Source organism: Campylobacter concisus (genome assembly GCF_003048775.2).
GTDB classification, from domain to species: domain Bacteria; phylum Campylobacterota; class Campylobacteria; order Campylobacterales; family Campylobacteraceae; genus Campylobacter_A; species Campylobacter_A concisus_I.
Map to the genome: position 1 here is coordinate 822,218 of NZ_CP049272.1, position 13,036 is coordinate 835,253.

A 13,036-nucleotide genomic window follows, 5' to 3' on the forward strand; every position below is an offset into this window, starting at 1 on the left:
AAATGTAGTGTTAAGAAAACACTTTTGTATAGCTGTACTATATTGGCGTAATGCTAGCGATATATAAAGTTAAAACCTAGTAAAAGATATTTAAAATTTAAGGAATTTAAAGCAGAAGGGAGCCTAAGCTCCCTAAAATCATTGTGCGTAAAAGCCGCTAACCTTACCGGTTAGGTCAATCATGATGTTTTTCATTTGAGTGTAGTGCTCAAGGATGATCTTGTGAGTTTCTCGGCCGATACCTGAGTTTTTATATCCGCCAAATGGGCTGCCTGCTGGGATTTGGTTATAGGTGTTGATCCAGACTCTGCCAGTCTCCATAGATCTTGCAACGCGGAGCGCTTTTGTGATGTCTTGTGTGAAAATTCCGCCACCTAGGCCATATTCGCTGTCATTTACCATTTTGATAAGTTCGGCTTCATCTTTAAATTTGATGACAACGCCAACTGGTCCAAAAATTTCTTCCTGTGCCACTCTCATATCATTTGTCACATCAACTAACAACGTTGGCTCGACAAATGCGCCCTTGTCGCAACCATTTGCAGTGTAGGCTTTGCCACCGACTGCCACTTTTGCGCCTTCTTTTTTGCCGATCTCGATGTAGTTTAAAATTTGCTCAGCTTGTTTTTTATTGATTTGTGAGCCCATTTGAGTACTAGGATCTAGCGGATCGCCAACTTTTATAGTGCTAAATTTCTTCACCGCAGCCTCTATAAATTTGTCGTAAAAGCTCTCTTCTACGAAAATTCTTGATCCTGCGCAGCAAACTTGACCTTGGTTAAACAAAATTCCAAGCTGAAGGCCGTCAAGCGCTTTGTCTAAATTTGCGTCGCTAAAGAAGATATTTGCGCTCTTGCCACCAAGCTCAAGTGTGGCTGGGATGATACGGCGAGCCGCTGCTATGGCGATATCTCGGCCGATCTCGGTTGAGCCAGTAAATGCTAGCTTGTCAAGGCCTGGGTGGTTTTTGATCCACTCGCCGCTCTTGCTACCTTTTCCAGTTATTATGTTGATAAGACCTTTTGGCAAAATTTTATCTATCAGCCTAAATAGCTCAAGCACGCTTAGACTTGTCTCGCTTGAAGGCTTAAACACGCTTGCATCGCCTGCTGCGATCACTGGAGCTAGCTTCCAAGCTGCCATTAAAAATGGAAAATTCCAAGGTACGATCTGACCCACAACACCTATTGGCTCGCGTAAAACGATAGAGAGTTGCTTCTCATCAAGTACATTTGCGCTGCCTTCTTCGCCCATGATAACGCCAGCAAAGTACCTAAAATGCTCTGCTGCAAAAGGAATATCAACATTTAGCGTCTCGCGGATCGGCTTGCCGTTATCCATGCTCTCGACTTTTGCCAAGTGCTCTTTGTGCTCATCGATGATATCAGCGATCTTATTTAAAAGCTTTGCACGCTCGCTAATTGTGGTGTGTTTAAATTTCTTAAAAGCCTCACGTGCAGCACGAACTGCGTCATTTACATCTTCTTCGGTAGCATCAGCGATCTTTGCAAGGTGCTCGCCGTTTGCTGGATTTTTTGCATCAAGTGTAGCGCCGTCTTTTGCGTCGCGCCACTCACCATTTATGAAAAGCCCATATTTTTCTAGTAGTTTCATACTTTTCTCCTTGATTAAGATTTTGTAAAAGGATTATAATATTAATAAAATTTATCAAAAATAAATTTTGGACATAAATTATCTTTTTTAATAAATTTTATTATTTAAAGTAGGATTATTTTAAAATTTAACTCTGCCAAGAGAGCAAAAACGTAGTCTCGCCATCAAGTTCGCTTTGGCATTTTACGACGATATCATTTTTCTTACAGCACTCTTTAACTAAATTTAGCCCTATGCCAAAGCCGCCTTGATCGTCGTTAAATCTCGTGTAACGATCAAAAATTTGAAGTTGCTGCTCTTTGCTGATGCCTCGACCGGTGTTACTTATGCTAAAGAAATTTGGCTCTAAAGTGATGCGTACTTTTGAATTTGGCGCTGCATATTTGGAGGCGTTGCTAAGAAGGTTGTCTAAAATTTTGCTCACATCCCCAAGATCTGCATTTATAAGGCTTGGCTTTAGGCTAGTATCTATCTCAAGTCCGCGTTTGGCAAAAAATGGCGAGAAATAGTTCAGTCTTTGTGTGGTTAGCAAATTTAGATCTATGAGCTCTTTTTTGCTAGGCTTGTCTAGGTTAAAGCTTAGATGAACGAGCGCGTCATAAATGTTATTTAGGCTCTTTGCGGCAAGGCTGATATTATTAAAACGCTTTAAATTTCGCTCATTTAGGTTGTCAAGATCGGCTGTTTCTATACTCATCGAGATGACGCTTAGAGGCGTGTTTATCTCGTGTGTTGAGTCTTTTATAAAGCGGTTTAGCGTATCTATCTTTTCATAAAGCGGTCTTAGGCTCAGTTTTGCGAGGTAAAAGGCGACAAAGAGTAGGGCAAAAAAGAAAAAGAGTGCCTTTAGTATGGTTGAAATTTGTAAAGATAAAATTTCAGCCTTGATATCTTTGCCAACTAGAAAAATATCTGCGTACGAGAGCTCGTCTGTAGTGTTGTCGTCCATGTACTGGATCTTTTCAAATATCGCGACCTTGCCGCTAATCAAATTTACATTTTTGCTTTTATCGATCTTTTGACAGTCAAAGTCTTTATAAATTTTCTCGCCATTTTTTAGCACGATGCAAGCATGCACGCCTTTTTCTTTTGTTAGACTTGAAATTGAGTCAAGTCCATTCATTCTAGCTTTCATGTAAATGCCCATCTTTATCTCTTTTAGCATTTTGACCTCGTTTAAGATGAGCGCATTTTTTTTATTTTTGTAGTCGTTTATGAAAAAATAGCCCAGAAAGAGCACGGAGCTAACAAGATAGAGGGATAAAATTTTAAATAAAATTTGCGTCTTTTCAGACATAGATGTAACCATCTCCACGCCTGTTTAAAATGGCATCTTTGCCTAAAATCTGGCGTAGATTTTTGATATAGACACGGAGGCTAAGCTCGCTTGGCTCCTCGTCAAATTTCCAAATTTTATTAAAAATTTCATCTTTGGTTAAAATTTTGCCTTTGTTTTGCAAAAATAGGGCGAGTAGGTCGCTCTCTTTACTAGAGATATTTACATTTTTACCATCTTTGCTTAGTGTTTTGCTCTGTGGATGAAAGCTAAATTCGCTTGAAATTTTGATCGCATCTCCACTGTGATGTGAGAAATTTCTCTTTAGAAGTGCTTGTATACGTATGAGTAGTTCTTTTAGCTCAAATGGCTTTTTTAGATAGTCGTCGCAGCCACTTTTGTAGCCTTTTTCAAGATCGTCTATGGTGTTTAGCGAGGTGGTAAAGATGCTAGGTGCGCTAACACCTAGCTCTCTTAAGGAAGAAAGAAGTGAAAAGCCATCTCCTTGTGGGAGTTTGACGTCAAGTATAAGCAGGTCGAAATTTTGCTCGTAGGCGAGATCAAGTGCTTCTTTGGCATTATCTGAAGTAGTTACCTCATAGCCATTTTCGCTTAGATACTCACTGATGAGATCAAGTAAAATTTCATCATCTTCAACGAGCAAAATTCTAACCATTAAGCACCTTTACATGCCTTTTTTCATTTCGTCTTTTTTCATACCCATGTCGTCTTTTTTCATTTCGTCTTTCATGCCCATGTCATCTTTTTTCATTTCATCTTTTTTTATCATGGGTTTTTTGCCCATGTCATCTTTCATCATCTGCTCTTTCTTCATCATCTCGTCTTTGCCCATGTCATCTTTTTTCATCATTTCAGTAGCATTTGCAAGACCACCAAGCATAAACATAGCACCAAGTGCAACTAGTAGTAATTTCTTCATAACGTCTCCTTTAAATGAAATATGATGAAATACTATCTCTTTAGTGTTAAGTGAGTGTGAATTTACGCAAATACAAAATATATAACTGGAAGCGTGATAAATGAAAAAAGCACGCCTATGGCCACTGATGAGATGGCTAGCGAGCTATCAAGCCCAGCTTTTATGACCATCGCACTTGCAAGGGCTGATGTTGGCATCGCACATTGAAAGAGACCAACGACCCAAGTTTTGTTCATCTGGATACCTGAAAATTTTAATATGATAAAAAATACGATAGCTGGCAAGATCATCTTACACAAAAGCACAACGCTAACGCCTTTATATGAGCTTGTGATACTGCTAAAGTTAAGACCAACACCAATCGCAAAAAGTGCCACCGGAGTAACACTACCTTCAAACATCCTAAGTGGAGCAAAGATAAACTCAGGCAAAGGGACTTCTTTTAAGATAAGAGCCATAATAAGCGCGATAAATGGTGGAAATTTTAAAATTTTCATCGTATTTTGAAATAGAGAAACCTTCTCTGGTGCAGCAAAAGAGAGGATAAGTGGCCCAAGGATCGAAAGTGGGATACCAGTAGCTATTTGATCGTAAAAGATGACTTCATTTACCATCGCATCGCCAAAGAAGCCCTGAATGACAGGCATACCGACAAATAGGGTATTACCAAAAAGGCTTAGCATGACCATACTAACAGTTGTTACTTTAGTAAATTTAAAAATCTTACCAAGCACCAATGCCATGACAGCGCTGATAGCTGTTGAGCCAAAGCCAATTAAAATTGTATTTATGAGCGAAACATCGACGTTTACGTGATAAATTTTGTCAAAGATTAGCGCAGGCATTGCAAAACAAAGGACAAAATCCACAAAAGGGATCGAGTGCTTTTGCTCAACAATGCCGACTTTTTTAGCAAAAAAACCAGTTGCGATTATGAAAAAAATTGCAAAAAGTGGAGTAAAGTTCATAGCATTCTCTTTTAAATCTAAATTTTTTACGGAAAATTGATTATAGGACCCATAAGATTAAATTACAATAAACCTTTTTTAAAATTTGCTCTCAAAATTTATGCCTTAATATCAACCTTTTTATAAAATTTATCTCTCTCATCTATCTTTTCTTTACTCTTTAAATCATTCTCAAGATAGCTGATATTATAAATTTCTCTTGTAGATATGCTTTTGCCATTATTTAGACTGATTAAAAATTTACTCTCAAATTTATTAGATAGATTGGTAATAGCAATCGCTCCGGCATCTTTTAGGCTTACGATTTTATCGCCTTGCATGAAGCCAATATCTTTAAAATCCAAGCTATTTAGCTGCACATTACTCATCTCTTTTGCCTCTAAATTTATGCTAGTTTTTAGCTCACTTGATGTATTTAACTTGCCAGTATCGTTATAGAGCTCTTTTACGTCTATCTCTCTACCACTATCAAATTTTAGCCTTATGGTGCCGTCTTTGTTTAGCTTCATAGCTATTACGCTATCGCTATCTTGCAAAGATGCGGCAGCTGTGGCTTCATTTGTTATAAAAGCCTTTTTTACCTTTTTTAAATTCGAGATACTAAACTCAAGTCCAGTCGCTTGTTTAAATTCATTTTCCATCGCTATCATTTTGGCTGATTTTGTCTTCTCAAGCTTTGATATATAAGCATCCGCATTTTCTTCAAATTTCTTTAAATTATTGCCAAGATTTTCTATCATCTTGTTATATGAGTCAAACTCAGCGTTATAATCTTTGTAAAATTTCATAAAACTATCTTTTTGAAATTTTGTATATGAGAAATTTTCATCTTTTTTGTAATCTTTGCTCGGCTCAATGATCGGATTAAACTCGCTTAGCCTTGCAGTATCATCAAAACCCACTTTAAGATAGGCAAAGTTTTTAAAAGAGCTATCTTTGCCAAAGATGTTATTGTGTCTTAGATCGACCCAGCCATCATTTTGGGCATATTTTTTAAAGAAATTATTTATATCATTTTTCTCTATCTTTTCATATCTGTTTTCTGCAGTGAACAAAGTATTTGGATCTGAGGCGTAGTAAGAGTGCCTATAATCAATATCTTTTGTATCTACGTAAAGATCGGGATTATTTGTGATCGTTGCTTTACGATTTAGCTCTTCTCTTTCTATTTGGTTGTGATTTATGACATTTGTGCTGATAAACTGCCTAAGATCAACCCTTGGCATTACATCGCTTAAATTTGCTATTTTTTCATTTCCGTCTTTGTCATAACCTCTTACTTTTAGCTTATCAAAGAGTATATCTTTTTGGTCTAGCACGCCGTCATTGTTGCTATCAAAGCTAAAAAGATAGCTATTATTTTCCAATTTTGTAGTGCCAAGTTTATCGTTATCGCCGTAAATATCTAAAAATACTTCTACTTCTCCATACTTTGTTTTTAGAGTGTTTGAATAAGCGTAATCGTTTAAATTTTTAAATTTTGTATTTTCTAAGTATCCACTTTTTAGTGTAGATAGCATGCTGCTACTATCTGAAGCTTTTATATTTTTAAAGTAGGATTTTTCACTAAAATGATGACCTTTGGAAAGCTCATCGGAGTAGATTTTGTTGTTGCTGTAGATGAGATTTTTTGAGTAGTTATTTAAAATTTCTTCTACTTTTTGTAGGATTTTATGTCTATTTTGCTCTTTGATCTCGGCATCAGTGACATTTATAACTTTGCCTATTTTTATACTTTCTTTTAGACTTGAAATTTGTTCGTTATTTATCTCTAAACCTTGTTTATCCTTAAAGGCATGGAGCATATCTGTAGGATTTTCTAAATCTTTTAAATTTATAAAGTTATATTTTAAAGGTGCAATATTCATCCAAAATCCTTTTTAAAGATGTTGCAGATAATATCGGATAAATTTAGAAAGTATTTAGGTTTATAATGGTGCCCGAGGTCGGACTCGAACCGACACAAGGTTGCCCTTACCAGATTTTGAGTCTGGCGCGTCTACCAGTTTCACCACTCGGGCTAAGTTAAGATTGAAATTTTAGATTTGTGAGAAGAAAGAAAAAGGGGAGACTTGCTCCCCTAAAAAGAAATTATTTCTTTTTACCTTTTTTAGCAGCACCAGCAGCAACTGCTTCTTTAAGTTTTTTGCCAACTTTGAATTTAACTGCTTTGCTAGCAGGAACGTCGATAACTTTTTTAGTTCCAGGAACTCTAGCTTTTCTTGCAGCTCTGTCAGCAGTACCGAAAGTACCAAAGCCTATAAAGCTAATTGTATCGCCTTTTTCAAGAACTGCTTGGATTGTCTCCAAAGTAGCATCAACAACTTTTAGAGTATCTTTTTTTGAAAGACCAGCCTTATCGGCAACAGCTTGAATAAATTCAGCTTTTTTCATGAACCATCCTTTTAAGAAGTTATGTGGCTATATTACACTCTTTTAAAAAAAAATACAATACTTTTTCCCTAAATTTAGCTCTTTTTTACATTTTTTTAACAAAAAATGCAATTTTTTTAAAAATTTACTCGCAAATTTCAAACATAAGCTCGGTCTTTAGACCAATCTTTTTCATATCAATAAGCCTTAAATTTTTAAAATTTAAGCTCATTAGTTCATTTTTATTTTTTACAAGCTTATTTGCTATCTGACGCAAGACTTCGCCTCTATATGCTTTTGCGTGATGACTCACTATTTTTTTATTTTTTACAAAGCAAAAAGTTATGTATTCTTTTTTTATAGTGTAAAATTTTTCGTAAAATTTAGCTCTGAGATCCAAAATATCGTCATCTTTTAAAAACTCATCAACCGTTTTACTAAAATTTTTTTCATAAAATTTTGAAATTTCAAAGCTATCTAGCTTTTCACCTTGTTTTAGTTTATACTCTGGTATCTCATCTTTTGCCAAGATAGGTCCAAATAAATTTGAAAATATTAAAACATTATTATCTATATATTTTTGTGCCTCATTGTCTAAACCACGATAGTTTAGATGTTTATAAGCCACTCCATCATACCTTAAGATAGCTTTTATGCTACCTTTTTGAGATAGGCTTTCTCGCAGCTGCTTACTCTCTTCAAGCTCTTTTAGCCCAAAAAGCTTTTTTATCTCGTCTAAATTTGCCTTTTTTAAAAACTCATCGTATCTGTTTAAAATTTCAAATCTTTTGTCAAAAAGCTCTGGAAATATCAAATTCTTACCATTAAATTTATTATTCGTATTTAGAGAAATTTTACTTTCGCTTGGAGAAAAGAGAATTTTTAATGCCATTTTTCTTACCTATTTTTATATATAAATTTTTGTTGGATTATACAATAAACTTTTTGTGCTAAAAAAAATCAAATTTTTACCGATATAAAAACAAGCGGAATCATTTTTGCTTAGAGTGAATAAAAATTTAGGAAAAAATTATGAGAATAACAAACCAACTACGTTTTAGTCAGACTTTGCATGACTACCAAAAAAATATGACTGGTGTAAATAAAAGCTACAAGCAGCTCTCAAATGGTTTGAAAATTCAAGATCCATATGATGGTGCTGCGACTTATAATGATGCGATGAGGCTTGATTATGAAGCGACTACTCTCACTCAAGTAGTTGATGCCACTGGTAAATCTGTAAATTTCTCAAAAAATACAGATAATGCATTGCAAGAGTTTGAAAAACAGCTTGAAAATTTTAAGACAAAAGTAGTCCAAGCAGCTAGCAGTGTGCATAGTAAGACATCGCTAGAGGCTTTGGCAAATGATCTTCAAGGCATAAAAAATCACCTTATGAATATTGCAAATACTTCGGTCAATGGGCAGTTTTTGTTTTCTGGAAGTGCTGTTGATACAAAGCCAATAGATGGTGCAGGAAAGTATCAAGGCAACCGTGATTATATGAAAACATCAGCTGGTGCTCAGGTTGAGCTTCCTTATAATATCCCAGGATATGATCTATTTTTAGGAAAAGATGGCGATTACAGTAAAATTTTGACTACAAATGTTCGTTTAGCTGATCAAACTAGAACCGACATCTCTTATGCACCAAAATTTCTAAACGATAACAGCAAGATAAAAAATATGATCGGGCTAAATTACGCTAGTGATTCAGTGGTTAGAAGTGATGGCTCTTACAATGGAACAATAAATCCAGATTATGATTTTTTAGATAATTCAAATGTAAATTTTCCGGATACATATTTTTTCATGCAAGGCAAAAAGCCAGACGGCACGACATTTACTAGCAAATTTAAGATGAGTGCAAATACAACAATGGCTGGGCTTATGGAAAAAATTGGCATGGAATTTGGCAATACAAAAACAACAAAAGTTGTTGATGTAAGCATAAATAACGATGGACAATTTAATATAAAAGATCTTACTAAAGGTAATCAAACTATTGACTTTCATATGGTTGCGGCCACATCAGTAGCACCAAATCGCGGCGCAATCGCTCAAAACAACGCGCTTGATGCAGTAAATTCTCTTGAAGATCTTGAAACAATGGCAAATAACGTTCCAAAAACGGTTCATATCACTGAGTTTGTAAAGAGCAAATATACCGATAAAGATGGAAACGCGACAAATGCATTTGACTATGATAAGGTTAGATTTGAAAGAAAAGATAATGAGCTAATCGCAAATTTGCCTCAAGTAGCTAGAAGAACGGGCGAATATGCAACAGATCAGACAAAGCTAAGCGAAGTTTCTGGTACAAAAGAGAGCTACGATAGAAATTTATATCCAAAAGATGTTGACGCTAGAAAGAGAGAGCTTTTTAATATCGACAACCAAGAGATAAATTTACAAGTAAAGTCAATCACTGGCACAAAATATGACATAAAGGTAAAAATGGGTACAGCGGGAGGCACAAATACTCCAGTGCAATTTGAAATAACATCTACACCACCAGGTGGCACGCCTTCTGCACCTAGGACTTTAACTGTTTATAACTCAGATGAGTTTGGAAGTTACAGAACTTATGCTAGTGATTTTACTTATAGGCAGCTCATGGATATCGTTGCTATGGCAGCAAGCGATAATATTCCAAACCCTCCACATTCAGAAAACGCAAATTTTGATACAGATATTGAAAAGGTAAAAAGAGATCAAAACTATAATGCCTATAAAGAGGCTTTATCAAAAACTAAGGGTGCGGTAGAAACAACTTTAGATGATAAAGGCAGAATGGTTTTAACTGACAAGACAAAATCAGTAACAAACATAGAAGTAACTATGCATGATGCAAAAAATAGCGATAAATTTGATGGCGATAGTACTGGTAGAGATACGGCTGGTAATGCTGGCCACCCTCAAGGAAAAGGTTCTGTCTTTAGCTTTAATGAAAATAATGCCTTAACTATTGATGAGCCAAGTACGAGCGTTTTTCAAGACCTTGATAATATGATTGAAGCTGTTAGAAAGGGATATTATAGAGCTGATGCAAATAGCAATGACCCACGAAATACCGGCATGCAAGGTGCTTTGCAAAGACTAGATCATCTAATAGATCATGCGAATAAAGAGCTTACAAAGATCGGCTCTCAATCAAGACTTTTAACAGCTACAAAAGAGCGAGCCGAAGTAATGAAAGTGAATGTGCAAACTGTTAAAAATGATGTAATTGACGCAGACTATGCGGAGTCATATCTGAAATTTACGCAGCTTTCACTATCTTATCAAGCAACCCTACAAGCAAGTGCAAAGATAAATCAACTAAGCTTGCTAAATTATTTAAATTAAAATTTAAATCAGCAGGCCACCTAGCTTGCTGATTTTTTAAAATTAAACTCAAGCGTGCTATAATAAGCCTTTTTTATAAAGGATCTAAAATTTTACGACATATCTTATTTACAATTTTTGTTTGCATTTTTATATATTTTGGTATCGCTACAGCTGCCCCAACTGCTGATTTTGTTGGCTCGCTTGGGCAAAGCCTTGGTATTTTAAATATCAAATATTTTGGACTTATCGCGTATGTTTATCCATTTTTATTGATCATTTTAGGCTATTTTGTCTATAAAAATTTTAAGAAATTTGACTTTGATTTTGCTCAGTTTTTGGTAGGAATTTTTCTATTTTTTGTAGCCTTTTTGATGTTTCAAGCCTTGAGCGCTTCAAGTACAAATGGCGGTATAATTGGGAATTTTATAGTTAGTGCTTTAAAAGAGGTGATCGGCTCTATCGGCACTGCGGTTGCTATACTTATGATGTTTATTATCTCACTTGGGCTTGCTTTTAGGGAAAATTTTATCATTGTTTTAAGAAAGGCTTTTGTAGATAAAGAGACAAAAGTCCATGAAGAGAGAAATTTAAAAGAGATAAAACAAAAACAACTTCCAAAAATCGAACGCAAAAGACAAAAGAATAATGATATAAAAGAAGAAGAGCTTATAGAAGCTCAGGTGCTAAATGATGATGAGCAGAATTTAGATGAAGAGCTAGAGCCTGAGCCAGAAAAGGAGAGCAGGGCCTCAACTATAAACGGAGTTGAAATTTTAAACGAAGTGGCTGAGAACAAGAAGTTGCTTGATCAAATAGAACGAGGAAATGTAGAAAAGCCAAAGAATTTTGTCTTGCCACCGCTTAAATTTTTAAACGATCCGCCAAAACGCTCGCATAGTGTCAATGAAACTGAAATCGATCAGCAAATTTCTAATTTGCTTGATAAACTCCGTAAGTTTAAAATAGACGGCGATGTGGTTAGAACTTATACTGGGCCTATCGTCACGACATTTGAGTTTCGCCCAGCGCCGCACATTAAGGTGAGTAAAATCCTCACTTTGCAAGATGATCTGGCGATGGCGCTAAAGGCTCAAACTATCCGTATCCAAGCACCGATCCCTGGTAAAGATGTGGTAGGTATCGAGGTACCAAATCAAAATTTAGAGACGATATATCTAAAAGAAATTTTAGAGAGCGAAGTCTTTAAAAATGCAAGTAGCTCGCTAACTATGGCACTTGGTAAAGATATCGTCGGTGCCCCTTTTGTGACAGACCTTAAAAAACTACCTCATTTGCTAATCGCTGGAACTACAGGATCTGGTAAAAGTGTGGGTATAAACGCGATGCTTTTAAGCTTACTTTATAGAAATAGCCCACAAACTTTGCGCCTAATGATGATCGATCCAAAAATGCTTGAATTTAGCATATATAACGACATCCCACACCTTTTGACGCCGGTTATCACAGAGGCTAAAAAAGCGATCACTGCACTTGCCAATATGGTCGCTGAGATGGAGCGAAGATATAAGATAATGAGCCAAACTCGTACAAAAAATATAGAGAGCTACAATGAAAAGATGAAAGAGGAAGGCGGTGAGCAGTTCCCATACATCGTTGTGATCATAGACGAGCTTGCTGATCTCATGATGACTAGCGGGAAGGATGTGGAGCTTTATATCGGCCGCCTAGCACAGATGGCAAGAGCTAGCGGTATACACTTGATAGTGGCAACCCAGCGCCCAAGTGTCGATGTTGTGACTGGCCTTATAAAAGCAAATTTACCAAGTAGGATAAGTTACAGGGTAGGGCAGAGGATTGATAGTAAGGTCATTCTTGATCAAATGGGAGCTGAGAGCTTGCTTGGACGAGGAGATATGTTATTTACACCTCCAGGAAGTCCTGGTGTGATAAGACTGCATGCGCCATTTGCTAGCGAAAAAGAGATAGAAACGGTTGTAAATTTCTTAAAAGAGCAACAAGATGTGGCTTATGATGAGAAATTTTTAATAGAAGAGGGCACAAGCGGAAGTGTAGCCACTGGTACTCTAGGAGAAGATGAGCTTGATGAGCTTTATGAAGAGGCTAAAGAGATCATTTTAAGTGAGCAAAAGACGTCAATAAGTTATCTGCAAAGACGTTTAAAAATAGGTTACAACAAAGCTGCAAATATAATCGAACAAATGGAAAAAATGGGTGTTTTAAGCCCAGTGAATGCAAAAGGACAAAGAGAAATTTTATAGCTAAAGTCATAAATTGCTTTAATTTTAGAATTTTAATTTTTATTAAAATTCTAAAAAGTCTTGACAAAGCGCATTAAAATCTATATAATTACAACTCTTAAAAACATTGGGGTATCGCCAAGCGGTAAGGCAACTGGTTTTGGTCCAGTCATTCAGAGGTTCGAATCCTCTTACCCCATCCACTTTTTAAATCCAAAATAATACTTATCGCGGAGTAGAGCAGTGGTAGCTCGTCGGGCTCATAACCCGAAGGTCGGCGGTTCAAATCCGTCCTCCGCAACCAAATGCCTCATAT

General features: G+C 36.2%; 9 protein-coding genes, 3 tRNA genes and 2 pseudogenes. 5 read left to right on the forward strand and 9 right to left on the reverse strand.

The window, feature by feature from the left end:
- Nucleotides 1-138: 138 nt before the first annotated feature.
- The 9 genes from CVT17_RS04115 to CVT17_RS04155 form a co-directional block, all read right to left on the reverse strand.
- Entirely contained in the window at nt 139-1,614 is a 1,476-nt protein-coding gene (locus CVT17_RS04115) for an aldehyde dehydrogenase family protein (protein ID WP_107858673.1), read from the reverse strand.
- Between the two features lie 127 nt (nt 1,615-1,741).
- Nucleotides 1,742-2,911 (reverse strand): sensor histidine kinase, encoded by a 1,170-nt coding sequence (locus tag CVT17_RS04120; protein WP_085657465.1) that lies wholly within the window; start codon nt 2,909-2,911, stop codon nt 1,742-1,744.
- Nucleotides 2,904-3,566, reverse strand: a complete 663-nt coding sequence (locus CVT17_RS04125) for a response regulator transcription factor (protein ID WP_084041439.1) — start codon at nt 3,564-3,566, stop codon at nt 2,904-2,906. Before CVT17_RS04125 ends, CVT17_RS04120 begins: the two co-directional genes overlap by 8 nt.
- A 9-nt stretch (nt 3,567-3,575) precedes the next feature.
- Nucleotides 3,576-3,830, reverse strand: coding sequence for a pyruvate kinase (locus CVT17_RS04130; RefSeq protein WP_054196512.1), 255 nt, complete (start codon nt 3,828-3,830; stop codon nt 3,576-3,578).
- Nucleotides 3,831-3,892: 62 nt separating this feature from the next.
- Nucleotides 3,893-4,798 carry an AEC family transporter gene (locus tag CVT17_RS04135; RefSeq protein ID WP_085657464.1) on the reverse strand — a complete coding sequence of 302 codons (906 nt, stop codon included), beginning with the start codon at nt 4,796-4,798 and terminating at the stop codon, nt 3,893-3,895.
- 98 nt (nt 4,799-4,896) lie between these two features.
- Nucleotides 4,897-6,666 (reverse strand): response regulator, encoded by a 1,770-nt coding sequence (locus CVT17_RS04140; RefSeq protein WP_107858672.1) that lies wholly within the window; start codon nt 6,664-6,666, stop codon nt 4,897-4,899.
- 66 nt (nt 6,667-6,732) lie between these two features.
- Nucleotides 6,733-6,819: transfer RNA gene (locus CVT17_RS04145), tRNA-Leu, on the reverse strand.
- Between the two features lie 70 nt (nt 6,820-6,889).
- Nucleotides 6,890-7,192, reverse strand: coding sequence for an HU family DNA-binding protein (locus CVT17_RS04150; protein WP_012001719.1), 303 nt, complete (start codon nt 7,190-7,192; stop codon nt 6,890-6,892).
- A gap of 124 nt (nt 7,193-7,316) precedes the next feature.
- Nucleotides 7,317-8,063 (reverse strand): YaaA family protein, encoded by a 747-nt coding sequence (locus CVT17_RS04155; protein ID WP_107770453.1) that lies wholly within the window; start codon nt 8,061-8,063, stop codon nt 7,317-7,319.
- Between the two features lie 140 nt (nt 8,064-8,203).
- Here CVT17_RS04155 and CVT17_RS04160 point away from each other — a divergent pair, with 140 nt between their 5' ends.
- The 5 genes and pseudogenes from CVT17_RS04160 to CVT17_RS04175 all read left to right on the forward strand — a co-directional run bounded on the left by CVT17_RS04160 (nt 8,204) and on the right by CVT17_RS04175 (nt 13,024).
- Nucleotides 8,204-10,519, forward strand: a complete 2,316-nt coding sequence (locus tag CVT17_RS04160; RefSeq protein WP_107858671.1) for a flagellin — start codon at nt 8,204-8,206, stop codon at nt 10,517-10,519.
- A gap of 143 nt (nt 10,520-10,662) precedes the next feature.
- Nucleotides 10,663-11,019 (forward strand): annotated as a pseudogene (locus CVT17_RS09550) (DNA translocase FtsK 4TM domain-containing protein); the annotation flags it as partial.
- 261 nt (nt 11,020-11,280) lie between these two features.
- Nucleotides 11,281-12,741: pseudogene (locus tag CVT17_RS04165) on the forward strand (DNA translocase FtsK); the annotation flags it as partial.
- Between the two features lie 107 nt (nt 12,742-12,848).
- A tRNA-Gln gene (locus CVT17_RS04170) sits at nt 12,849-12,923 on the forward strand.
- A gap of 26 nt (nt 12,924-12,949) precedes the next feature.
- Nucleotides 12,950-13,024 (forward strand) — tRNA-Met (locus tag CVT17_RS04175).
- Nucleotides 13,025-13,036 lie beyond the last annotated feature (12 nt).